The 25523-nt window shown below is 42.3% G+C and carries 15 protein-coding genes and 1 pseudogene; 8 read left to right on the top strand and 8 right to left on the bottom strand.

All coding sequences use genetic code 11. From position 1 onward, the window contains the following. Nucleotides 1–53 precede the first annotated feature (53 nt). Both E5342_RS05895 and E5342_RS05890 read right to left on the bottom strand, forming a co-directional pair. Nucleotides 54–437, bottom strand: coding sequence for a hypothetical protein (locus tag E5342_RS05895; RefSeq protein WP_135959023.1), 384 nt, complete (start codon nucleotides 435–437; stop codon nucleotides 54–56). 12 nt (nucleotides 438–449) lie between these two features. Beyond that, entirely contained in the window at nucleotides 450–1670 is a 1221-nt protein-coding gene (locus tag E5342_RS05890) for a site-specific integrase (RefSeq protein ID WP_135959022.1), read from the bottom strand. 314 nt (nucleotides 1671–1984) lie between these two features. Here E5342_RS05890 and E5342_RS05885 point away from each other — a divergent pair, with 314 nt between their 5' ends. After that, nucleotides 1985–3277: a 3-keto-disaccharide hydrolase gene (locus tag E5342_RS05885; protein WP_121736702.1), complete on the top strand. Its 1293-nt coding sequence runs from the start codon at nucleotides 1985–1987 to the stop codon at nucleotides 3275–3277. 104 nt (nucleotides 3278–3381) lie between these two features. Beyond that, a complete protein-coding gene (locus tag E5342_RS05880) occupies nucleotides 3382–6198 on the top strand; it encodes an NPCBM/NEW2 domain-containing protein (protein WP_135959021.1) in 2817 nt (938 codons plus the stop codon). Nucleotides 6199–6276: 78 nt separating this feature from the next. On the opposite strand, the pseudogene E5342_RS05875 reads toward E5342_RS05880, so the two are convergent. From E5342_RS05875 to E5342_RS05865, 3 genes and pseudogenes are all read right to left on the bottom strand, one after another. Next, nucleotides 6277–8694 (bottom strand): annotated as a pseudogene (locus E5342_RS05875) (SusC/RagA family TonB-linked outer membrane protein); the annotation flags it as partial. 281 nt (nucleotides 8695–8975) lie between these two features. Further along, complete coding sequence (locus tag E5342_RS05870) at nucleotides 8976–9986, bottom strand: FecR family protein (protein WP_135959020.1); 1011 nt, start codon at nucleotides 9984–9986, stop codon at nucleotides 8976–8978. 69 nt (nucleotides 9987–10055) lie between these two features. Further along, complete coding sequence (locus E5342_RS05865) at nucleotides 10056–10628, bottom strand: RNA polymerase sigma factor (protein WP_135959019.1); 573 nt, start codon at nucleotides 10626–10628, stop codon at nucleotides 10056–10058. Between the two features lie 300 nt (nucleotides 10629–10928). Here E5342_RS05865 and E5342_RS05860 point away from each other — a divergent pair, with 300 nt between their 5' ends. From E5342_RS05860 to E5342_RS05830, 6 genes are all read left to right on the top strand, one after another. Next, nucleotides 10929–12161, top strand: coding sequence for a site-specific integrase (locus tag E5342_RS05860; protein WP_135959018.1), 1233 nt, complete (start codon nucleotides 10929–10931; stop codon nucleotides 12159–12161). Nucleotides 12162–12185: 24 nt separating this feature from the next. Continuing rightward, nucleotides 12186–12569 carry a hypothetical protein gene (locus tag E5342_RS05855; RefSeq protein WP_135959017.1) on the top strand — a complete coding sequence of 128 codons (384 nt, stop codon included), beginning with the start codon at nucleotides 12186–12188 and terminating at the stop codon, nucleotides 12567–12569. A 357-nt stretch (nucleotides 12570–12926) separates the two neighbouring features. Then, entirely contained in the window at nucleotides 12927–13301 is a 375-nt protein-coding gene (locus E5342_RS05850; RefSeq protein WP_135959016.1) for a hypothetical protein, read from the top strand. A 162-nt stretch (nucleotides 13302–13463) separates the two neighbouring features. After that, nucleotides 13464–14822 (top strand): MobV family relaxase, encoded by a 1359-nt coding sequence (gene mobV, locus E5342_RS05845; protein ID WP_135959015.1) that lies wholly within the window; start codon nucleotides 13464–13466, stop codon nucleotides 14820–14822. A 348-nt stretch (nucleotides 14823–15170) separates the two neighbouring features. After that, on the top strand, nucleotides 15171–15845 hold the full coding sequence (locus E5342_RS05835; protein ID WP_135959014.1) for a hypothetical protein: 675 nt from the start codon (nucleotides 15171–15173) through the stop codon (nucleotides 15843–15845). Nucleotides 15846–15856: 11 nt separating this feature from the next. Further along, complete coding sequence (locus tag E5342_RS05830; protein WP_135959013.1) at nucleotides 15857–16111, top strand: hypothetical protein; 255 nt, start codon at nucleotides 15857–15859, stop codon at nucleotides 16109–16111. A 297-nt stretch (nucleotides 16112–16408) separates the two neighbouring features. Here E5342_RS05830 and E5342_RS05825 read toward each other — a convergent pair whose 3' ends face one another. Genes E5342_RS05825 through E5342_RS05815 form a run of 3 tightly spaced genes read right to left on the bottom strand, consistent with a single transcriptional unit; the run spans nucleotide 16409 to nucleotide 25502 of the window. Then, nucleotides 16409–19543, bottom strand: a complete 3135-nt coding sequence (locus tag E5342_RS05825; RefSeq protein ID WP_135959012.1) for a glycosyl hydrolase — start codon at nucleotides 19541–19543, stop codon at nucleotides 16409–16411. Next, nucleotides 19540–21912, bottom strand: a complete 2373-nt coding sequence (locus E5342_RS05820) for a family 78 glycoside hydrolase catalytic domain (protein WP_008773824.1) — start codon at nucleotides 21910–21912, stop codon at nucleotides 19540–19542. The genes E5342_RS05825 and E5342_RS05820 overlap by 4 nt, the downstream gene beginning before the upstream one ends. A gap of 17 nt (nucleotides 21913–21929) precedes the next feature. Next, nucleotides 21930–25502, bottom strand: coding sequence for a glycosyl hydrolase (locus E5342_RS05815; protein ID WP_034532093.1), 3573 nt, complete (start codon nucleotides 25500–25502; stop codon nucleotides 21930–21932). Between the last annotated feature and the right edge of the window lie 21 nt (nucleotides 25503–25523).

Below are 25523 nucleotides of genomic sequence, written 5' to 3'. Positions count from 1 at the left end.
GTACTGACTTAATGAATTACTGACTCACCGAGGGAATTATGTCAGTCATTCAGCTACGAGAAGTATTCGGATTTGGATATACCGTTGGTATTCAGCGAGAAGAAGATGCTTGTTTTCTCTTTTCGCAGGTACAGTCTTTCAAGAACGGCATCGCGTACCCGTTCCGCTCCGAATGTGCCGATATGGAAAGCGAGGGCAACTATCGTTTCAAGGTTGTAAACCTCCATGCTGCAATTATCGGATATCCGTATGTTTCGCCTTATCCCGTATTCCCTTAAAACTCCGTTCTTGCAAAGAGCCTTCAGCCCTGCACGGAATGTCGGGGCGGTTACTCCGAGCAGGTCGCAAAGTTCCCATTCGCTCATGGCGGTTGCGCTTATATCAGTCGGCATGATGATGTTTCCGTTATCGTCCGTTGTGATGATGCTTCGTTTCATGGCTATGCTTGGTTATGGGGTTACACTTCCGAACGATGCGTTCAGTTTGTTGCCGAACATCGTCAGGTCATTGTCAAGTTTCTGTGTGGTTATCTTCGCATAGATTTGAGTCGTGACAATGTTCGTGTGTCCCAGCACACGGCTCACGCTTTCAATGGGCATCCCCTTGCTAAGAGCCAGTGTTCCAAATGTATGGCGGCTGCAATGAAATGAAATTGACTTGGTTATACCACATTCCTTTATCATCCGTTTCAGAGGTTTACAGACAGACCAGTAGTTCAAGCCGGGGAATATGCGGTTGTCTTTCTGCATCGGTCGGTAGCGTTCTATTATCTGCAAGGGTATATCCAGCAGCTTCACTTGAAAGGGGACTTTTGTCTTGTGGCGTTTGGACAATATCCACTTCTCGCCATTCACCTCCACTATGTTGTCATTCGTCAGTTCCTGAATGTCCACGAAAGACAAGGCGGTGAAACTTGCAAAGACGAAGATGTCACGGATATATGCGAGCTTGCTGTCTGCAAACTCATGTGTCATGACCGCTTTCAGTTCATCTTCCGTCAGATATTCCCGTTCCTTTACATTGGGACTGATGTGGAACTGTGCGAAAGGGTTGCGTGGTATCAGTCCGTTGAAGTGCGCACGCATCACCACGCCTTTCAGCCACATACATTTCTCCCATATCGTTCCGTTATGCAGTCCGGCTTCCGTTGAAAGATATGCGGCAAACTCCTTTATGAAATCGGGAGTAAGTTCCGGCATAGCCATGTCGGTACGTTTATAAAATGACTTGATGAAAGCCGCAACATAGTTCCTTGCCACTACACGTGAGCGGTAGGTAGCCATTGTACGATCTTTTCCCACACGCTTCTTGAACACCTCGTTCTCACGGTCAAAAGCCTTGAGCAGGGTTTCATACTCACTACCGATTCCCTGATAGGCGTTGCGTACCATTTCAGCCGTGACGAATGCCTCACGGTCTGATATGCGCTGGTAATGTTTGATGATTTGCGCCTTGATGTTGTCCAACGCAAGATTGATGTCCCGTGCCTCGCGGCTCTTGCCTTTCGCCTTGTTGCCTTTCACGTCCCAAAGCGATTTCGGGATGCTCTGCTTGCAACTGAACTGCGCCACAGTTCCGTTGATTGTAACCCGTCCCATAATGGGGACAATACCGTTTTTCTCCTTGCTGCCGTTCACGTAGAACAGCACCTTGAATGTGCTTCTTGCCATACTCGTTTTTTGTTTGCAAAGTTATTACTCAACGAGTTAGACCTTGATATGCCAACCTATGCCACAAGCTGCCAGATACAACACGGTGTGTTAAAAATCACCATCCGGCGGGTAACGATTTGGAGACCGTTCTGCTTCATAAATCCTCTTTCCTTTGCATTACCCCGGTTTCTCGCCTGTCCTCATTTGGCTTCGTAAACGCCTTATTGACAGGCATTACGAAGGCATTTATCCCTTTTTATTCGTCTTTTCCAAAGATTTTGTGTAAATTTGTCATCCAGTTACAATTTATCAACCTAAATTCTTTAATTTACATGGAATCTGTAATGAAAAAAACAGTTGTCACAAGTTTGTTAGCCTCTTGTGCAGTATCGCTGGCCTTGTTTTCCTCTTGTGCCAGTCAAGAACAAAACACACTTACTCCCGAAGAAATCGCTGACGGATGGGTTCTGCTTTTTGATGGAAAGACATTGGACGGCTGGAAAGATTACAACGGAACTACATTGACACAGCCTTGGCATGTAGTGGATGGTTGTATCCAAGCCAAAGGAGATGGCAGCGACGCTAGTGGCTACATCGTAACCGACAAAGAGTATGAGAACTTCGAGCTTTCTTGGGACTGGAAATTGTCCAAGGGGGGCAATAGCGGTATGTTGTACCACGTGGTAGAGCGTCCCCAATACGCTGTTCCTTACGTAACGGGGCCAGAGTACCAGTTGATCGATGAGCCGAACTTCTCGGAACCATTGGAAGAGTGGCAGAAATTAGGCGTGGATTACGCAATGCACTTGCCGGATAAATCCAAGATGAAGGTAAATCCGCAAGGCGAATGGAACAACTCCAAGATCGTATTCGACAACGGACATGTGGAACATTGGTTGAACGGACAAAAGATCGTTGAGTTCGAGGCATGGACAGACGATTGGCACGCTAAGAAAAATAGCGGTAAATGGGCCAACGCACCGGAATACGGATTGGCGAAAAAAGGTGTGCTTTGTTTGCAAGATCATGGTTATCCCGCATCTTTCCGTAACTTGAAGATCAAGGAACTTCCCCGTAAGGCCGGTAAGGAAGTGAACCTGTTCAATGGCGTGGATTTGACCGGATGGGAACCATACGGTACGGAGAAATGGTACGTAAAAGACGGCTTATTGGTTTGCGAAAGCGGTCCTAACAAACAATACGGTTATCTAGCTACCCGTGATTATTACGATGATTTCGATCTGACCGTAGAGTTTAAGCAAGAGGCTGACGGAAACTCCGGCGTATTCATCCGCTCTTTCGTAGAGGAAGGCGTGAAAGTAAACGGTTGGCAGGTAGAAGTAGCTCCGAAGGGTCATGATACAGGTGGTATCTACGAGTCATACGGACGTGGCTGGTTGGTTCAGATTCCGGACGAGAAAGAGAATATCTTGAAAGAAGGCGATTGGAACACGATGCGTATCAAAGTACAAGGCGATAACGTACAGACTTGGCTAAACGGACAGGAAATGGTAAACTTGAATGACGAGAAGATCGGAGACGGAAAAGGCCGCATCGCCCTTCAGATTCACGACGGTGGAGGCATCAAGGTTCTTTGGCGAAATTTAAAACTTACGACATTATAATAGAACGAAGCTAGATTATAAACCAAATAAGGTGTTTCAAAAGAAGTCTTTTTGAAGCACCTTATTTTTATCATTGATAACACCCTCTTTTATCACTGGATTTTATGAATAAACTTATCTTTACAGCTATCCTTTCGGGATTTGCCGGCCTCTACGCCATGAGCCAAAACGAGATCCGGCTTATGGACATGGACCTAAATAAATCCTACCAAACTTACGGTGGCGCCGTCAAAGGGAAATCTGTTACCAACGAACCCGCCTCCATACAAGGAAAAACGTATGATGACGTGATCGGGGTACAAGCCAAAAGTCATATCAAGATTGATTTACACAAGAATGCGTCACGCTTTCAAGCTCAGGTCGGGATCGCCGACTCACATATCGATTATACGGATAAAAGTCTCACGGTTATCCCTTTTGTTGACGGAACGAAAATGTATTTCGATACCCGAAAAAACGCCAAGACATTTGTTGGTCTAGAAGGCAAAGACGGAAAAGTACATCCGGGCTCGGCCTTATTTATCTTGAAAGGAGATGACAAGGAGATTTATAACAGCGGTATCGTCAAACTTGGCGATGCCCCGAAAACAATCGACATCCCCCTAAATGGCATAAAAATATTGGATCTTATCGTAGAGCCTACCGATGATGGACCTAGCGGAGATCATGCCTTATGGATCACGCCCCAAATAGAGTATATGGAGATCATCCCCTCAATCGTCTCCACGAGCTATCAAGGGAAAGGGCCGGAAGTATTATCCGGTACGGAGAGGAAATTACTTGATAAAATCAAGCGATTACCCCAACAAGGGCTTCCTTTGGAAAACACCTCTTTCGACTGGCTTTTACAACCCTCACGATCAAAAGCCGGGATATATGCGACTCCCGATGGCAAAAGCCTCTTATTGTCAAACGGAATGGTAGCACGTATGTTCCGTATCTTACCTAATCTTTCCACGCTTGATATCTTCAACAGGATGACCGGAGAAAGTATGCTTCGCGCCGTAAGTAGCGAAGGCAGTGTGACGATTGACGGGAAACGTTGGGAACTTGGCGGGCTGGTCGGTCAGCCCGAGCGGGGATACTTCCAAATGGAATGGGTCGGCCAAATGACTACCCGCCCCGGTTCTTTCCTTGTCGAGGATTTCCGCATAGAAGAATTACAGGAAGATATCAAATGGGCCAGAAGCCGCTGGGCGCTGAATAAGAACGTACCCACAGGGAAAAGACTGACTTTCGTATTAAAAGGAGAGAAAGAAACAGAAGGTGTCATCGTAGAACTTCATTACGACTTATACGATCACATCCCGGTTATCCGGAAAAGTATGGAGGTTACCAACAATACCCCGCATTCCATAGATATCGATGCCTTTCAATTGGAATATCTGGCATTCGCCGAACCGGAGTCGCCCGGCGGTGGAGATCCCTCCAAATTCAGGCTCCCGAACATACATGTAGAAAGCGATTATGCTTGTGGCGGAGAGTTCACCGAGCGGGAAACCGATATCACAGAGAAATGGGTAGCCGATCCGGAATATACCTCCCAACGCAATTATCCTTTACTCACGCCTTGTATATTAGACGTATCGCCCAAGCTAGGTCCCGATTATACTCTAGCAACGGGCCAGAAGTTCAAATCCTTCAGCGTATACGAGATGCCATTCGACAGCGATGATCGTGAACGGAAAGGTTTGTTCAAGCGACGCTTACATTATACGGTAGCTCCATGGGTTACGGAGAATCCAATCTTCATGCACCTTACCTCTTCCGATCCGGATGTCATTCGTACCGCTATCGACCAATGCGCCACCGTGGGCTACGAGATGGTTATCATCAGCTTCGGGTCTGGATTGAACGCCGAAGATATCTCGGAAGAAAATATCTCCAAATATAAATCCTTGGTGGATTACGCCTGCGGCAAAGGTATAGAGTTAGGATGTTACTCCCTCTTATCAAGCCGTTGGATCAGCGACAAGGTAGATGTTATCAATCCCAAGACGGGCAAACGGGGGGGTATGCGTTTCGGTAGCGCCCCTTGCCTTTGCAGCGATTGGGGATATGAGTATTTCCATCATATACGAACCTTCTTCGAACGTACGGGTATGCGTTGCTTCGAACACGACGGCTCCTACCCCGGCGACGTATGCGCCTCCACCCACCATACCTATCATAAAGGGCTGGAAGATTCGCAATGGAATCAGTTCCATAAAATAACTGATCTCTATCGTTGGATGTGCGAGAATGGCATTTATATCAATGTTCCCGATTTCTATTTCTTGAACGGGTCTACCAAGACAGGCATTGGTTACCGTGAAGCCAACTGGTCGCTTCCCCGAGACCGGCAGATCATCCATGCCCGCCAATTGAATTATGATGGTACATGGGAGCGGATGGCTTCAGCATGCTGGAGCTTTGTTCCTCTCGTGGAGTATCAAGGAGGAGGAGAAGCCGCCACCTTGGAACCCCTCCACGAACACTTGTTCGAATATAAGACACACATGGTGCAAAACTACGGAGCAGGTGTCCAAGCTTGCTACCGAGGGCCACGCCTGTATGATACCCCGGAGACCCAAGCAGCCGTAACCGAGGTTATTCAATGGTATAAGAAATACCGTGATATACTTAACAGCGATATGATCCACTTACGCCGACCGGACGCACGGGACTGGGACGGGTTCATACACGTCAATCCCCACAAGAAAGAGAAAGGTTTAGCCATGTTCTTCAATCCAACCCATCAAGAGATCACCCGTACGATCCATGTTCCACTCTACTATACGGGCTTGACGCAGACAGCTCGCATCCGGGAAAAAGAGCAGGCACCAACCATATACAAGTTGAGCAGAGATTATACCGTAGAACTCACGGTGAAGATCCCGGCAAACGGATACACCTGGTATGTGGTTGAAGCAGCCGATTAAAACTAAATTAGTATCTACATCCGTACGATAAATAGAACTATTCAAAGCCGCATCACTTCCAGCCCAAATGATCGGATTCACTTGGTCACTTAACTTTACCACTTTGTTCTTGTTGGTAGACAACGTAAAAGCCACGTCATACCTGAAATCTTTATAGGAATCCCTCCATTGAACCATCCATTCGAAACCTCTATTGCTTATCTTTCCGATATTAGCCCGATAAGAAGAAGTCTCGCTAAATGGTTCCGAAGAAGGTCCGGCAGAAGGTGGCACACCTACTGAATATAACATATCAGAAGTTTTCTTATCATAATACTCGATTGTCGTATTCAAGCGATTATCCAGAAAACTTGCGTCAACACCTATATTCCATTGGGCCACGTCTTCCCATTTAATCGTAGCATTCGCAACATTTGAATACCAGAATCCTCTCTGCGTATTTTGCCCATCATATGAATAATATAGATAATTATTCGTAAAAGAAGGTTCATACAAGAATTGAGGAATTGTATTGTTACCAATTTTACCATAACTTCCTCTCAATTTCAACTGAGACATCCATGTTATATTATCCTTTACGAAGCTCTCTTTTCCCACATTCCAACCGACAGAAGCAGAAGGAAACACACCAAACCGATTCTCTGGACCAAAGTTATCATAACCATCCCGACGAATACTAGCCTCTAGCAAATACCTGTCATCATAAGCATAGTTTACACGAGCGAACTGGGATAAACTACGACCTTCCGTTTTCGTTCCGGATACATCTTTATCTCCCGTACCTAAACTAATATCATCCGAAGGCTGAACCAAAAAGCCGTTTTTCCAACCACCTGCCGAAGAAGCCGTCGCCCGATAAGCCTCGTAGCCAACCATAGCTTTTACATAGTGTTTCTCCCCAAAAGTATGGTCATAGGTCAATGTATATAACATACGTAAATCATAACCGGAGCCATAATCTTTCGAGTAATAATCCTGTTGAGATAAAGATCCCAAATTCCATGACTCTAAGAACAAATTATTCGCATGGGAGTCAAAATTGGCAGAGAAATTCGCTTGGAATTTTAAATCATTGATAATCTCCCAATCCAAAATCGCATTTGCCCGGGCCCAAAACCTACGTTCATTCTCATGATGAGACATTAGTGTAGCCACATGATTAGGTCCCTCGTAGTAACCACCTGCCGGATGTTTTCCCCAACCTCCACCAGCTTCGTTGGTATTATCATAAGGCACCATCGTAGGAACTTGGCGGTAATAAACATAATCATTATTCGTCTGCCCATACAAATGGGGATCCGTATTATTAAAACCAACAGTCAGGATCTCGGAAAATTTCACGCGTTTACTTATATTTGTCTGGCTAGCCACACGGAAATTACCCGCATCCTCAAATGAATAACGTTCGATAAACTGATTCTTGTAGAACTCCGCAGACATATTAAATGTAGTTTTCTCATTACCACCCGTCATCTGTAAAAAATAGTTTTGCCTAAAAGCATTACGCCAAACCAGATCTTCCCAGTCTGTATCTGGTAGCGAAGCGGGATTATCCCAGCCGGAATTGGGATTATTAGGGAAGCCTGCCGCCAATTTCCGGTCAATAAAGTCTGCGGTATGCAGCATATCCGGCAAATCAATCGGAGTCTCTATTCCAAAGTTTACTCTCGCATTAATAGAAAGTTTCCCTATCTTTCCCTTTTTAGTGGTAACAAGGATCACACCTCCTGCTCCCCGGGCACCGTAAATAGCAGTCGAAGCCGCATCCTTCAAGATCTCGATAGATTCTATATCATTAAAATTAGGAGCGCTACCCGGCACTCCATCCACGATCCACAACGGATCTGCGCCATTGATAGAAGCCGCTCCACGAATGATAATATTCCCATTGGAAACATTGACACCTGCCACACGGCCTTGAATAACATGCGACACATCCATATTTAAATCATTAAAATCATCCGTCTTAATAGAAGCCACAGATCCCGTTACATTCGACTTTTTCTGCACGCCATAACCAACAACGACTACCTCATCCAGTTTTTGAGTATCTTCCTTCAAGTTTATCATTAAACTTGATTTTCCGTTCACAGCTACATCTTGAGTATTAAACCCAATATACGAGACCTGTAAAATACCGCTATCATTTATATTTAATGAGAAATTTCCCGAAATATCCGTTACCGTTCCATTCGTAGTCCCTTTCTCAACAACATTCGCTCCGATAATCGGTTCACCGTTACTATCCACGACAGTACCAGATATCAGCTTTACATTACCGGCAGTCTTTAAAGTTACGACAATTGAATGCCCTGTCATCGTATATTGCAAGTCTCTTTGATGCAATACGTCATCCAACAAACGCTGAATCGGCTGATTCGTCACGTTTAAAGTTACCTCCTTCTTTCCTTCCACTATAGCATCCCGATAAGAGAATATATATGTGGTTTGCTTCTCTACAGCCTCAAAAAATTGCTTTAATGTAGCATTCTTCATGGAAAGAGTGACACTTCCTGTCTGAGCTAATACCAAAATAGGATTAAAAAACAGAAATAGAGCCAAAAAAATTATATAGCTACATTGATTTTTTCTACTTTTGAACATATATTATTTTTTAAAATTGATACAATCCGTTTTATGGCTTGATCGCCATTCTCGTAAATGGAGTATTAATTGGGGAACCGGAAAATCTCGACCATTTTTCGGTTCCGTTTTTATTATGAAGAATCTTGTCGCATAAGAACTGATTTAAGGTTATACATTTTATTTTCACTCGCTCAAGGATGTATAAAGATATCATCTCCTCGTACATCATATGTAAAGTCATAATGCCTCTCTAAAAGGTCCATTACCTCTACGATATATTCACTATCAAAATTTCCGGTAAATAAGTCATTCGCTAAAGAAAAATCATTCAAATGGATATTCACGCCATATCTACGCTCTAGTTTGGCCAAGACATCACTTAATTTCGTTGATCGAAAAACGAGGTCTCCTCTTAACCACGCCGTTTCAAATCGATTATCTGTTTTCTCCACGGTTATAATACCCGATTCTTTATTGAACAATGCTTTTTCATTTGGTTTTAGATAAACGACACGAGAAGGGTCTGAACAAGTCTGTATCTTGATCCGTCCCGATATCAAGGCCATTTCCATGACATTCTCCCGCTCATACGAATACACATTAAAACTTGTGCCCAACACTTCTATATCCAGATATTCAGTATGTACCACGAAAGGTTTATCCTCATTCCGAGTCACCTCAAAATAGGCCTCTCCCTCTAAATTGACCTGTCGAAGCTCTCGACCGAAATCGTGAGTGTAACTTAAGCTCGATTCCGCATTTAGTTTTACTTGTGTTCCATCCGGTAAAGTCACCCCCGATCTTTCCCCTCTATCGGCATGAACCACTAAATTGCCAATGCTACCCTTCTGATCGACTGGATTGAAATATAAATAACCAGACAATATACTTAATAAAGGTATTAATAGTATTGCGGCGATACGAGCCAGTTTCCTAAACACCATAACGAATCGTTCTTTTCTCGTTCGATTTTGAATCTCACTGAACATATCTCGTATGATTCTCTCATCAACCTCTTCAAAGGGTCGCCCATTTTCCCATAAATGAGACAATGACAGCGATAATTCATCATCATCAGACAAATTAACCAAAAGCCGTAGTGTTTTCAACTCTTCCGTAGAGATCGTATGATCCATGTACTTTGAGAGCAAATAATATGTATGTGATTCCTGCATAATATCCTTTTTATAAGGTATACACATGAGCCGTTAATTTATAACATGTCTTTTTAGATGTTATAAAACATAAGAATATTATTTTTTCAATTTTATTTATCCGATAAAGAAAAGAGAGAACAGCAAAGCATACTTACCGAGCTCCTTTCTTAAAACATGTAAGGCTTGCGATAACTGGTTACGCACAGATTGTTCTGAAATAAAGGCTTTAGCCGCTATTTCTGTTATAGTTATACCTTGTTCCTTATTTAACTCAAACAGTTCTCGTTGGCGAGGTGTCAACTTTTGTTTCGCTATTTCCAGTCTATGGTTAAATTCCTCAAAAGATAATTTACGTTCAATCGCTGTTTCCTCTCCATCTCCAGACTCATTCAGTACAACATCTTCCAAAAAAAGTGGACTATTTGCCTGCCTACGAAACTCATTCAATAATTGGTTCTTGGCCATCGTAAATAGGAAAGCACTGAAAGACATATCTAAATCAATCTGTTCTCTCCGCATCCACACTTTGATAAAAGTCTCTTGTACAATATCTTTTGCAAGAGCATCAGAATGAGTCAAGTGCAATGCGAACGCATATAGGCGTGAAGCGTATGATTCATACAGTTTCGTAAAGTCTCTGTATGAACCGCTTCGTAATCGTTCTAGGTATATCCGTTCTACATCCATCTCCTCTAGCACATATTGACCGAACAAATATAAAATAAACACATAGCGAAAAGACAAATTTGAGCGAAGCGTAGCGAATGACACTGAAACAGTGTTCGTTACGCTTCGTCTTTGTGTGGTAAGAAAGCAACTGAAAGCCACTTTGAAGCCAAATGCGGCAGGAGTTCAGTTACCAGCCCATTACTACCGTAACGGATGAAAATTTTCGGTTAAAGGCTTCTATTTCTGCGATTTGCGCAGGTTTGCATATCTGTCGGTAACTCACTGTAACTTAATTTTGTAACCAAAAAAGTGTGAGTTATGCGAAGTACATTCAAAGTATTGTTTTACGTGAAGAAAGGCAGCGCCAAACCAAACGGCAACCTGCCCCTAATGTGCCGTCTTACCGTGGACGGCGAGATTAAACAGTTCAGCTGCAAGATGGACGTTCCCCCACGCCTGTGGGACGTGAAAAACAGCCGTGCTTCGGGCAAGAGCGTCGAGGCGCAGCGAATCAACCGTGCCGTCGATAAAATCCGTGTGGACGTGAACCGCCGCTATCAGGAGCTTATGCAGACGGACGGGTATGTAACCGCCGCCAAGCTCAAAGACACCTATCTCGGTATCGGTGTCAAACAAGAAACCTTGTTGAAGTTGTTCGAGCAGCACAATGCAGAATTTGCAAAGAAAGTCGGACACAGCAGGGCAAAGGGAACATTCACCCGTTATCTGACCGTCTGCAAGCACATCCGGGAGTTCATGCCCCATACCTACAAGCGTGAAGACATCCCGTTAAAGGAACTCAACCTCTCCTTCATCAACGATTTCGAGTATTTCCTGCGCACGGAGAAGAAATGCCGCACCAATACCGTGTGGGGCTACATGATTGTGCTGAAACATATCGTCTCGATAGCGAGGAACGACGGGCGGTTGCCGTTCAACCCCTTTGCCGGGTATATCAACTCCCCCGAAAGCGTGGATAGGGGATACCTTACCCAAGCGGAGATACAGACACTCATAAATGCGCCGATGAAGAACGGGCAGCATGAACTCGTAAGGGACTTGTTCGTCTTTTCGGTGTTCACGGGGTTGGCATATTCCGATGTGAAGAACCTGACCACAGACCGCCTGCAAACCTTCTTCGACGGCAATCTATGGATTATCACCCGAAGAAAGAAGACGAACACGGAATCGAACATCCGTCTGTTGGACGTTCCGCAAAGAATAATAGAGAAGTACAAGGGAATGACACGGGACGGTCATGTTTTCCCCATGCCGAGCAATACCACCTGCAACAAGATACTGAAAGAGATAAGCAGGCAGTGCGGTTTCAAGGTGCGCTTGACCTATCATGTCGCAAGACACACGAACGCAACGACCGTGCTTTTATCCAACGGTGTACCCATTGAGACCGTGAGCCGACTGTTGGGGCACACGAACATCAAGACCACGCAGATATACGCCAAAATCACCGCCCAGAAGATAAGCCGGGACATGGAAGCCTTGTCGCACAAGCTGGAGGATATGGAGAAGAACATCTGCCATGCCATTTAATAACGACCTTAAAAGCGAATACCGATGAAAGAAAATAGAAATACCATCACGATGGACAAACACGGCAATATCATCATGCCGACTAATACAGCCAATGTGTGGATGTCCGAGCCGGAACTTGTCGGGCTGTTCGGGGTAATTGCCCCGACAGTCCGTGCAGGAATCAGAGCCGTTTACAAGGGCGGAGTTCTGAAAAAATGTGACACGAAGCGTTATCTGCGTTTGGAAAACGGCTACGGGCTGGACGTTTACAGTTTTGAAATGGTTGTCGCACTCGCATTCCGTATCGGCTCATGCGGTGCGGAGAGGTTGCGTAATGCCTTGCTAAATAGGATGTACCGGCGAAAAGAAAAAGATGAATATTTTCTGACGCTGCATGTCGGTAAGTCTGTCGTCATGCCGTCATGAAACCGTTGAATATCCAAATCACCGGTTGTTCGAACCGTCAAGCCGACACATCATCGCTTACCGATACGGAATGCAAGTACGGAAATGAAACCGTTATTTCGATGAAATGATGAATATATATAGTAAATATGTGATTATAAGACATATAGATATTCATCAAATTCTCATCAACGGATATTTGCCGATGAACGGGAAGTATGCCTTACCGTGTCGTTTCTCTTTTGGCGAGTATTCTGATGAGAAGTTGATGAGCATACATACCGCTAATATACAGATATTTATATTCCATTTCATCAAATCATCGGATTTTTATCCATCATCAACCCGGCTGGGAAATGGGATAGGGAGAGTGCCCATTTGCTGCAACCGGAGCAGCCATTTCCGTTTTCAGAGGCAAAGGTAGCATGGGGCTTCGATGGCGGCAGCAAGGTCAAGCGGCAAAGCCGTCATGGGAACAATCTCCACCCTCATGCTTCGGGTAGTATTCTTCCCATGAACCTTGCATCCGACAGCCCCACGCAAAAGAGCCTCCGCAAACGGAAACGACCGCCCCAGCAACCGACGACGAAAGGAAAAACAACAAGGGGAGTTTGTGACGGAAGCAATGCTGACGGACTACCGACACTCTGCTCACATTGTCATGTATGCAAAGCTGGTAAGCAAGGTATGCAAAGCAAGCAGACAGGCAGGGACGGACGGCACACGGGTATTTGCGGACAGAAAATACCGTAGCTTATTAGGGAATTTTCCAAGCCGCATTGCAAGCAACGCTGAAAATTCCCCAATAAGGCAAGGGGCAAGCCCCTCTGCACACCCCATCGGGAACAGCTTTTTGCCGTCCCCGAAGATACGAAGAATCATTGTTTCACAAGCTAAAAAAGAAAGGATTTTTATATGGGATTTGTAGTCTTACACATGGAAAAGGCGCACGGTTCCGACAGCGGAACGACCGCCCACATCGAGCGTTCCATCATACCGAAGAACGCCGACCCCACACGCACGCATCTTAACCGCAGGCTCATCGAATATCCCGACAGGGTGAAAGACCGTTCAGCGGCTATCCAAAGGAGGCTGGAAGAAGCCGGACTGACACGCAAAGTCGGCAGCAACCAAGTACGGGCTATCCGCATCAACGTGTCGGCAACGCACGAAGACATGGAGCGCATCCAACGGGAGGGACGGTTGAACGAGTGGTGCGCCGACAACCTAAGATACTTCGCCGACACGTTCGGCAAGGAGAACATCGTGGCGGCTCACCTGCACATGGACGAGAAAACGCCGCACATGCACGTCACGCTCGTCCCGATAGTCAAGGGGGAACGCAAGCGCAGGAAACGGGAGGAGCAGGCTAAGAAACGCTACCGCAAGAAACCAGCCGACAGCGTGAGGCTGTGCGCCGATGACATCATGAGCCGTCTGAAACTGAAATCCTATCAGGACAGCTATGCCGCAGCGATGGCGAAATACGGGCTGCAAAGGGGGATTGACGGTTCGGAAGCACGGCACGTTTCCACGCAACAGTACTACCGTGACATAAAGCGTCAGACGAAAGAACTGAAAGCGGAGGTGGTGGAGTTGCAGGAGCAGAAAGATACGGCACGTGAGGAACTTACACGGACGAAAAAGGAGATACAGACCGAGCGGCTGAAAGGGGCGGCGACGACCGCAGCCGCTAACATCGCCGAGAGTGTCGGCTCTCTTTTCGGGAACAACAAGGTCAAGACGCTGGAGAGGGAGAACACCGTCCTACACCGTGAGGTAGCCGACCACGAGGAAACCATCGAAGCCCTGCAAACCCGGATACAGACCTTGCAGGCAGACCACAGCCGTCAACTGTTGGATATGCAACAGAAGCATATCAACGAGCTGGCACAGACAGAAACGAATCTCAAACGTGAGATTTCACGACTTACGGTGTTGTTAAACAAGACATTGAAATGGTTTCCGCAAATCAAGGATATGATTAACATTGAAAGATTGTGCCTTGCTGTAGGTTTCAATAAAGAGCAGACTGCGACATTGCTGACAGGTAGACCCATTGAGTACAACGGCGAGTTGTACTCGGAAGAACACAAGCGAAAATTCATGGCAAAAGACGTTAAAGCCAAAGTATTCTCTGACAATGGAAGGTTTATCCTTACGATTGACTTGCGACCCATCGGCGAATGGTTCAAGGAGCAGTTCGAGAGGTTGCGGCAGACCATACGCCAACCCGTTATACCGCAACGGAAAGACAGGGGAATGAAACTGTAAAAGCCCCCTATTCCATTGAGGCAGGCAAAGAAATCCATTACAAGATAAGTGATTATCGCAGCTTTTTTATTACTTTTGCGTTTGGATTGGGGGCGACCCCTCTCCAAGACATATTAGAAAATAAAGAAGCGTTATGCTTATCTCGTGCGAATGAAAACGTAGGAAATTTTCAACCGTGTACAAGGATAGCATAGTGGTTCTCACGCTATAGCGTGGGCTGCTATTACTACATCTGTACACAACGGTTTCCTACGACCATCATTCAAAGACGTGGCATTGCAGTTCCACGCTTCCGTGATTTAATAAAGGTTCTCATGGCAACTGGGGAACAAAAAAAAACTTGGTAATATGAAAAAATTACTATCAATTACAATGTTGCTTACGTTTTCAATAATTGTACATGCGCAACAAGATGTTACCCAATTCCTTGGAATTCCTATTGATGGGAGTAAGACTGAGATGATACGTAAACTGAAAGAAAAAGGTTATCGGAATGACCCTACGACAGATGCTTTGGTTGGAGAATTTAATGGCGCAAAGGTTAATGTTTTTGTCGTAACTAACAATAATAAAGTTTGCCGTATTATGGTAGCTGATGCCAATAATGTTGATGAACGTGCCATTCAAATAAGGTTTAATAGGCTTTGTGAGCAATTTGCAAATAATCCTAAGTATATATCTTTACAAGATTACACAATACCCGAAGATGAAAACATCTCCTATGAAATAACCGTTCATAAGAAACGTTATGAAGCTGTTTTTTATCAACAGTCAGCAGCAACAGATACTATTGCCATTAAAGAAAAATTACAGTCTATCTTATTGTCTAAATATACGGAAGAACAATTAGAAAATCCAACTGAAGAAATTCGATCTGAAATTATCAAACTCTCTATGGAATATGTAATGGAAAGTTATTCAAAAAGACCTGTTTGGTTTATGATATCTGACTATTATGGGAAATATTATATTACAATGTTCTACGATAATGAATACAATCGTGCAAATGGCGAAGACTTATAAAAACAATAACAATGAAAATGAATAATTCAAATCAAGAACTTTCCATTAAGTGTGGGAAAACAACTAACAGTTTTGAGGAATTAAAATTGTTATGCAAAAAAGAGGCTGATAAACTGTTGAAAACAATAGACGTTTCCTCTCAATCCACAATTTCTGTTGCTTTTTGGACTGTTGACATTCCTGAACTTATCTGCATCGGCAATTTTTCTAAAGAAAAAGATGGAGGAGTCCGTTACGATTTAGATTTCTCACAAACTACTTTATAGTTTTGTTTTGATTCTCAAGGTTTAAAAGTAGCCATTTTTTTGCTGAATCAAAAAAAATGGCTACTTTTGTATCTGCAAAGAGTTATTTGACAGCATAACCCCACAAAACGCTGAAATTCGCACGGTTGCCAACTCGTTACCGCCACTTCTCAAATAATTCGCTAAATGTTTATTCCTCAAATGGTTGTGTCAAACCGTTGAAAATCTAAAATAAAAAAATAAGAAGAGGTTATTTCCTCTTGAAAAGAAATAACCTCTATCTACTACAAATGGTGCTTAGCCTCATTTTTCATTGATCTATAAATCTTCAATTTTCACTTGCTTGAAGGACCTGATTTTTACCGGTCCCAAAAGCCCTGACGTTCGTAAATATTTTTCAGAATCTGGAGCATCGAACTTTACGATATTCGTTTTAGTTCTTCTCTCTTGTTTAGGCAATTTACTATCTCCGATAAGGCGATTAGGCCATAAGTTGACAATCTCTATTGATAAAGTATTTTGACCTTCCTTTACATAAGGAGTGATATCAACCTCAAAAGGAGCCGACCAAGAAACAGGGAAGACATGATCATTAACTTTAATCACAGCTAGATCTTGAACATTCCCTAAGTCTAATTTCATCTTTTTATCCCTTAACTGTTCAGTCTTTATATAAAATGTATTTTCATAAATCGCTTTTCCTGAAAAATAACGGATCTCCGGATCTTCTGAATCTGTCCATGAATATAATTTATTGAAAATGACAGGTTCACTTTTACCCCAACAAGAATCAAAGCGTACAACCCAATTCCCCATTATGACATACTCCTCTATTTTCTCACTGCTTCCTATAGATAAAACACTTCCATTATTCCAATAAATTTTATAATTCCCGGGATCATATATGTTAGCGACAATATTATCTTTTTTGGTTTCAAATTCAATTGGAGGATATTGGCCAGCCTCTAAATCATCTGGGAATATTGCAGAACTACAACGCTCCACTTTCACGATATGATTATTCGTCTTCTCTGCATTCCTAAATACTACAAAAATAGAGCCTTCTGGATTAAAATGCAAAGGAATAACCGTAGTTCCGTTCTCTTCATAATAATTTAAAACAGGCCTTATGTCTCCTGTTTGTGGATTCCATAATTCAGGAACCTTTCCTGTTACCCTAAATTTGCAATTCACAAATTCATAACGATCTGGTAAAGAAGGCATATACCGATAGAAATAATCATTAATGCCATTTACAGCATACCGATTTGTTACAAAATAAATATCTTGTTCCTCTGTTCTTCGATGAATATAATCCAATAACGTTCCCGATCGACGGCTTGTATATGATAAATCAGGCTTCACCGACATAGACATTAGCACATTATTTATATCTTGCCCCCAAATTACACGCCCTTTACCATAGGTTTGTTCCGTTCTATTTACTCCATCTAGCCATCCCCACATACGATTCCGAATTTCATACAACTCTTTATCACCCTCCGGATAATTGGTTAGGCCACTCGTTCTAAGAGGAGGCTCACCAATCACAGTCATACCTTGTAATACCAACTGTTCTATTTTTCTTAAGACTTCCAAATCAATTGTCTTGTGAGGAGGTAATATTAATACTTGATACGACATTCCATCCGGCAAACGTATTTTCCCTTCAGAAAAAGAAAGCCTATTTAAAATCACATCTTTTGAGCATTTATCCCAGTCATACCCAAAATTTAGATCGTCTACCTCCTCTTTCAGAAAAACCATATTAGGGACATCATCTCCTGTATAATAAAGAACATCTGCCACAAATAATCCTTGTTGAAGCAAATAAGAACACCGATCTATATAATCTACAAAATCTCCAGCCTGCTCCCACCAAGTTACATTTGGATTTAAATGTGTTCCCGCAAAATATTCATTTCCGGGCACGCCATACTCTTTTGGAGAGGAAACAAACGCATGCCAAACTAAACGATTAACCCCTGAACAAAAAATTCGATCTAGAATTCCCTTTAAATCTTTAGGGGATCGTTCCCATTGGGGGCCAATACTCGTTGGTCCTTCAGCTTCCACAAATCTCTTTCCATTCGTATGTGCTACACAAGCACTTTGTCTAACTGATAGTCTCGCTCCCTCAGACGCAACATGAGAAATAGATCGTGCCCAATATTCACCATGAGGTATATCGCTAATACTCATTATCTGTAACGCATCAACAGGAGTATAACAAGGGCCTCCCGATTCCGGGTCAATCATCATTCCATGTTTATGAGCCAACTCTTTGAATAACATATAATGATTCTCATAGATACAATCACTCACAGTTCTTCGAAGGTCTTGTAAAAAACGATTTGAAAGTTCTGGACTCTCTACAATGCGACCAGTCATAACCGGAAGATAAGGAAATATATCATATCCTCGATATTTCTTAAATTCTTCGGGGAAACGATTTGTCCAATTCACGACTCCCATCTCCCAGCTATCCGTTTGAAGAAAACGAACACTATTACCGGCCTCTTTCGCCGTATAAATCAATGGTTCTATGACAGTTTTACTGAATACATCAAAAGCTTCCGCACTTAAGTGATCTACCGATAGACCTTCCCACCCATCACTTGTTGTCGAAGTACGCACCCCCGTACAAGTCCAGCCATACCGTATAATAGTCCAATTACCTTCTGGAGCATCCCAATTTAGAGTTTCTCCATCAAAAAAATCTGTCAAATCCAGAATCTCACTTTTCTTTATCACTTCTGCATTTGAGTCAAAAAGGAATCCCTCCCTCAATTTATCTAGCGGAAATATTTCTTGAAAACCAAGCACTGAGTTAAATGATTTAGCAGACCAATAAGGAATTGCCTCATCCTTTATCGGTGTGCCTTCTGGCAACTGTTTCACTGCTTGAACACAGACATCACGATACAAAAGATTTGATTCTGGAAGTGCTAATTTTATATGAAGTATCTTTCCACCACTAATATTACACTCAGAATATGTTAACTTTTTCAATGCATGTTCTGGGGTTATGGAAGGTCCTCCCGGATTCCAACCACTTTGTACATTGACACACAAACTTATCCCCAGTCGATCAGCCTCTCGTACCGCATGTTTATATAAACCCATCCAATCAGGAGACATAAATACTGGTCCATGTGCTGTTTTCGTAGCGATCTCGTAACTAGAGCTTCCCGCATCAATTAATGTAGCGGAACCATATCCCTTAGCTTTCATTTCTTCAAGATCTCTTGTTATAGACTCTTTGGTCGCCATACTATTTATCCACCACCAATAACAAGACATCCGAGCTTCCCCCGGTGGGGATTTAAACTTCTCCATAAGTGTATTATCATCTATTCGCAGAATAGGTGCCAATCCAAAATCTGACTGTCCCATCATATCTTGTATACAGAACAATCCTAATATTATCAAATAATTAATTTTCATATTCATAGATCTATCAGATTTTGTCCAGAATGAAGAACTAGGGTTTGTTTATTCCAGATGAAACGACCAGACAAACCCTCCGGCAATACAATTTTACCATTAATGCCTTTATTTTCCCTTTCTAATATTATAGAAATATTTCCTAATGGATGAGGTATTTTTCCCTCTACTCTATTCAAACAACCTAAATGGGGCTCTATTTTTACAGAACGGAAACCTGCTTCTGCCGGCTCCACTCCACAAATTGTCGCTAGAAAATCCAAAACGGGACTTGCGCTCCAAGCATGGCAATCCGAACGGCTAGGCTCCGGATTCTCCGCAAAAGTGGTTAATCCCATACCCAACATATCTTGCCAAGGTTTCAACATAGATACATATTGATCAGCTAAGCCCACTTTCTTTAAAGCCCGAAACAAATAAAAACGATAATAGAAAGTTGCCTGAATTAAAGAAGAAGTCGTATCTAAGCGTGTCAATAAGTCTTGCTGAAGTTTAACAGGAATAGCATCAGACAATATCCCCATTATGTTAGCATGTTGGCTATAACTTGTTTTCAATATATCATCACATAACAATTGTTTTTTTTCAACCCAGCAATGCTTCCATGTATTTTCACATAAAGAAATCCGTAATGAGTCATATTGAGCGGCCAAATCTTTCTCACCAAAATGATCCAGTAATTCCACGGCATCCTTTAATGTATAAGCTAACTGCAAAGTAAGGATAGAGGACCCGCCAGTCATTCCTCCCGGAGGAACTCCACCTGTCGGTTTATCTTTGCTCCATGGCCATTGAGTTGGCCAATCCACAAAATTCCAATGAGGAATAGCCCCTAGCATCCCAGTTTCCTTATCCACTTTATCCGCAAACCACTCCAGTATTGTTTTCACCCCTGAAATACAGTTTCTCACAAAAGCAGGATCATCACGATACATCCAATAATCATGTACCATATTAATCCAGTATAAAGAGAATGGTGGAATATATTGAGGAACACGGCTCGGATAACGACTTGTCGTAATTCCCTCGTAAGAACGAGAATAATCGTACATCTTAATTGCTTTTCGCATTAAACGATCATCCCCATCTACGTAAAGAGAAATAAGAGCTTGAATACGTGTATCGCCCACATATTGTAACTGCTCATAATATGGGCAATCAAAATAAGTTTCGTGCGCACATAAACGTGCCGTACGCCAACCAGTTTCCCAAATTTGTTTCATAAAATCCAGATCGCAATCAAAAGAAGCATTTTCTTTAAATGGATATCCTGTATACATACCATACAAATCATGGAGAACTAAAGGCTCATCCTTAGTCTCGATATCCAGTTTAATATACCGATAAGTCCTAAACCATAAAGGACGGAAAAGACGATTCGAGCCTCCATCCGGATAAAATTTATCCACAAACCCTATGACATCCCGTCCATCAATCTCATTTCTGTTCGCTTTTTCTCCGTCCTTAAACATGGCTTCACTATAAGTAAACTTCACTAGACTATTCTTCCCCCCCGAAACAATCAATTCAGGATAAGCCGTTGTCAAAAAATCCTGATCAATCAAAAGAGATATCTTCTGATTTGCTGGGACTTTAAGCTCCGCTTTACCTTTTAAGAAATCAGATGGCAAATCAATACCTTCCGCCCTACGTATTCGGTTCATACGTAATAAAGATTCTTCCATAAATGGAATATCTCTTTTGCATAGTATCCAATCATATCCAGAACCTATTCCATAAGGTTGTCCACGGCCTATCGTACGAACCTCTATCCAGTCGGTATCATTATAATCCAAATTTTCCCAGCCCCATGGATATAATGACGCATTCAAAATATCACTGCATCCAACATCTTGTAAATACTCTATAGAAGGAGAATAAGCAGGATCATGATAAACTTTCCAAGATTTATCCGTGTTTGCTTGTACCTCCAAAGAAGAGTTTCCTTGTACAATCAAACCTGTCTTCAGAGTCATCTGTGCTCCCGGAGTATAGCTTCCAAAGTTCCAAACCAACACAGCTAATACATTTTTCCCGGGTCTTAACAACGACGCAATATCTACCGTATCAAAATACCAGTGATAAATATCCCCCCTTGCCGGTCCCCAACAAACCGGTTTCCCATTTACAAATAAACGATATCTATTATCAGCCGATATATTTATAATAAAAGAATCTAGTTGACTATCTAATGTCAATGTTTTCCTAAAGTGATAAACGCCGTAATCATATAATGAACTTTCCGGACAAGTAATCCATTCTGCTTCCCAACGTTCTTTTAACAATACAGGAGATGGTTCCGCACTATATTGATTTTGTCCTTTCACAAATACCGAACAACATAGCAAAATCAGTAATAATATAAAATATTTCATTGTACAATCCTTTTTAATTAATTAAAAATCAACAAAGATATCGGGCCTATAAGTCCGGCTTTAGGGTCTCCACGATAGGGCGTTGGCTGAGTTTGATAATGATTAGCTAATGTACTATAAACCAACACCTCAATTTCATTTGCACTTTCCTTTAGGAATTGGCTTATCTCCACTTTGTATGGAGGACTCATTAAAATCCCAGCAGAATGGCCATTAACCTTTATCTCACAAGTAGCTACCACGTCCCCTAAATCCAATAAAACTTTTTTATCTGAGCATTTCTTTGGTAAACGAACATTTTGTTTATAAATCATACCTCCAGAATAGCAACGTAGAGCTCCCGTTTTTGCCCAATTTCCTCTCAAAAGCAGACCTGTTCCTGTTTTCAATTTTACAGGTTCTGCCAATGCTGCTGTCCCTTGATTACCTATATGAGCTGCGATTGAAAAAGCGATAGTTCCTATTCTTTGCCTTTTCTCCGGAAAAATCACCTTGTATCGGTTAATACCATCCAGACTCATCTCATTCAGAAGATGTATAGCAGAATCCGGAAGCGCCTTTCCATCAACCCACACTTTCAAGTCTTTACCCCTAATCGCAAAATCCATTTCCTGTAATCCCGGAACTGATTGAAAGCGGTAATTCCATCTATTATACTTTCCTTGGTACGGATCAAAAAACAAATGTTCCGTTTTAGCCCAACACATCGATATTTCATCCGAATAAGCAGATGGTTTTATTGGTTTTGCTACTTTCTCTGGTAACAGAACTACGGCTCCTCGAGGACGATCATCATGGTAAGCTCCAGTTTGAGATTTATATTCTATTTTACAAGTATTCGCATACTCAACGAGCAAAGAATGCCATCCCTGCGTCAATTCTATTTTTTCATGGGTAAATACACCGTCTATTAAAACAACATCCGCTAATGTCCCAATCTGCTCCACCCGATAAGTTCCACTCTCCTTTACATACACATAAGTCCTAAACCTTTGCAATCCTCCTCTATCCAAAATAAAGAAGCCATCACTAATCTTACCTTTCAGCCCATGATATCCTTGAGCACCCGGATTATCCCATACTCCATACTGCCAAGAAAACGAAACGGTTTTCCAATTGGGGAATGAATCCGAATAAGTCTCATATTGAGGTCCATATCCATAAATTCCTTCTTCCCAATCCTCATCCTTAAAATCTTTTTCCATCCAAGACTTAGGAGCTTGGTTCTCTGCCATAAAACGAAAAACACGAGCTTCAGCTCCAATATATTCATTGGATGCGGGTAGACGAAAATCGCCCCATTTATTATTTAATGTCGGCAGCAAATTGACAGTCCATTCTCCATCTAACAAAATTTCAGAGTCAAGGGATTCTTTCTTTTCCAAAATATTTTCTAGAATGGGTGTGCCCGGTGAGAATACAATTAAATAAGAATTGGTATATTCTTTTTTCAATTTCAACCAAGTACCTTTTTCATTCTGGCGAAGAACAGGATAAGGGTGTATCGTCCCATTTTGAGCATCCCATAATTCCACTTTGCCTGTATTACGGAAAAAACACTCAGAGTTCTTATCCACATTCATTACCATATAAATATCTCGATCACCAACTTTTCGATGCAACACTTTACCTCCATTTTCATTAGGAATAAAATCTGGTGTAATCAATTGAGGGATACATTTCTCAATCGAACCATCTGAAATATACCACCCAATTCCATTTGCCACATTCCTTTGCATTTGCCCCGTTTTACCTGAACGAGCCTCCATCGCAGTCAAACCGAATATCTCTTTTACTATTTCGTCGACCTCCTTATCTTGTTCACCTTCTCTACTACTAGCAGAGGGTAACTCCCCTGTTGCCAGAATAATGCCACCAGCCCTGTAATAATCCCTAAGTTTTTGCAAAGAAGAAAAATGCATCGCTTTCATTCCTGCTATAACCATTACTTTATACTTCTCATTCATTATATGCAACGAACTTTTGTCAAAAGAGGCTTGCCTTAAAGAACGAAAATCAATAAAGTCATAATCCAATCCAGCAGCACTTAACTTCATAGCCAAATTAAATGTTGTATCGGCTGTCATATCTGGATATGCTTGCATGGATTCAGTCGGATACATGAGGGCTATATCACAAACATGCTCTCCTTGGCTCAACAGATAACTCATTCTTTCCGTATATTTCAACCAAGTTTTCATATGAGGCCAATAAGGCATACGAAAATGGAAACAAGGCGGAGCCCATTCCCACCAACCACCATGAGTTGAATAATACAAACCATGCATACAAACTAAATTACCACCAGCCATAAAATGATGATCTATTTGTTGAGTCAACCATGCACCGGAGCTCCCCCAACCCATACTATGAAAAGCTTCTAGCCAAGTTCTTGGACGATTATATAAATGCGCTATAGAACTCGAAACTTTCGTCTCCAAAAAGCTGGAACCCATAGATGGAGCATCATTTCCCGGAGCAGTAAACCAACTGATCGCACGGAAATAATCAACATAAGATAATGGATTTCGTCCACGTCCTAAATTATCGCAACCATATATTAGCCCTCTCTTAGCATGCCATTCATAAATCGGTTGGTAATAACGTTCTTCAGACAAATCCATTAAAACCTCCGCATAATCTAATCGAATCTTGGGAGTAATCGGGCCTATATATTCTTTCAATGCGGGTAAATACGGGGTTATGTCATATCCTTTTCGTTTTTGAAACTCCGACTGAAAATCATCAGACCAAGACATCATACTGATTGGATAAGATAATTCATCCTGAAAAAAGTAATTCATGCCAGCCTTTCCCACAGAGTCCATCTTATTTTCAAAACGATTAAAATAGACATCAACCAAAGTCTTCCCATAATCCGGATGAAGGACATATTTATTCTTTGCCTTAATAACATAGACATTCACATCCTCTCTTATAGGAGATTTCCAAATAATCTGCCCATTCTTAATGCTAGTTTCGAGATTAATCTTACCGGGCCAAGCGACAACAGCCACTAAATCCGCCGGAACATCATATTGGAAAACCTCATCCTTTTTTACAGGAATTGCATTTATCTCCAACTCTCCTTTATATCCTTTAAAGATATCCATAGTATCCAATTCATCCGGATAATAGCCGTTTCCAATCCAGCCAACTGTATAATCATCTAGTCCAATCCCTAATCCACGTTGAGCGCATTCTCCCGAAAACCATTTCCAGATATTCCACCACTCATCTGAAAATACAGCAGGTTCACCGGGCTCAGTCCGTCCATATAGGCCATACCCGTCTTTATTGAACAAGGTATCCACTTTCGGATCTGTATGTATATAACTAACCGCAAAACCGTCTGTCGCAGAAGAAGAAAGGATATCCAATTGTTCTTTTAACCGCTCTTTATCCAAACGGTCTCCATTCCACCAATAGAAAGGAACATTCCCATATCCTTTAGGGGGATTCTGAAAGCCGGATAAGACATCAATATCTCCTCCCCGTCTTGGATATCCCTTATACTTTTGAGATTGTGCAAAATTTATGGAAGGCATAAGAAATGGTAAACAGAACAGTAAGAAAAGTCGTTGTTTCATAAACTTTAAATAATTAGTAGC

The sequence above is a fragment of the Parabacteroides distasonis genome (assembly GCF_004793765.1).
GTDB classification, from domain to species: Bacteria; Bacteroidota; Bacteroidia; order Bacteroidales; family Tannerellaceae; genus Parabacteroides; species Parabacteroides distasonis_A.
This window is presented reverse-complemented; position numbering and strand designations above follow the sequence as displayed.

Bases quoted from the DNA above. Each gene is read 5' to 3' on its own strand.
- E5342_RS05895 (WP_135959023.1), bottom strand. From the start codon at position 437: ATGAAACGAAGCATCATCACAACGGACGATAACGGAAACATCATCATG.
- E5342_RS05890 (WP_135959022.1), bottom strand. From the start codon at position 1,670: ATGGCAAGAAGCACATTCAAGGTGCTGTTCTACGTGAACGGCAGCAAG.
- E5342_RS05885 (WP_121736702.1), top strand. From the start codon at position 1,985: ATGGAATCTGTAATGAAAAAAACAGTTGTCACAAGTTTGTTAGCCTCT.
- E5342_RS05880 (WP_135959021.1), top strand. From the start codon at position 3,382: ATGAATAAACTTATCTTTACAGCTATCCTTTCGGGATTTGCCGGCCTC.
- E5342_RS05870 (WP_135959020.1), bottom strand. From the start codon at position 9,986: ATGTGTATACCTTATAAAAAGGATATTATGCAGGAATCACATACATAT.
- E5342_RS05865 (WP_135959019.1), bottom strand. From the start codon at position 10,628: ATGGATGTAGAACGGATATACCTAGAACGATTACGAAGCGGTTCATAC.
- E5342_RS05860 (WP_135959018.1), top strand. From the start codon at position 10,929: ATGCGAAGTACATTCAAAGTATTGTTTTACGTGAAGAAAGGCAGCGCC.
- E5342_RS05855 (WP_135959017.1), top strand. From the start codon at position 12,186: ATGAAAGAAAATAGAAATACCATCACGATGGACAAACACGGCAATATC.
- mobV (WP_135959015.1), top strand. From the start codon at position 13,464: ATGGGATTTGTAGTCTTACACATGGAAAAGGCGCACGGTTCCGACAGC.
- E5342_RS05835 (WP_135959014.1), top strand. From the start codon at position 15,171: ATGAAAAAATTACTATCAATTACAATGTTGCTTACGTTTTCAATAATT.
- E5342_RS05830 (WP_135959013.1), top strand. From the start codon at position 15,857: ATGAAAATGAATAATTCAAATCAAGAACTTTCCATTAAGTGTGGGAAA.
- E5342_RS05825 (WP_135959012.1), bottom strand. From the start codon at position 19,543: ATGAATATGAAAATTAATTATTTGATAATATTAGGATTGTTCTGTATA.
- E5342_RS05820 (WP_008773824.1), bottom strand. From the start codon at position 21,912: ATGAAATATTTTATATTATTACTGATTTTGCTATGTTGTTCGGTATTT.
- E5342_RS05815 (WP_034532093.1), bottom strand. From the start codon at position 25,502: ATGAAACAACGACTTTTCTTACTGTTCTGTTTACCATTTCTTATGCCT.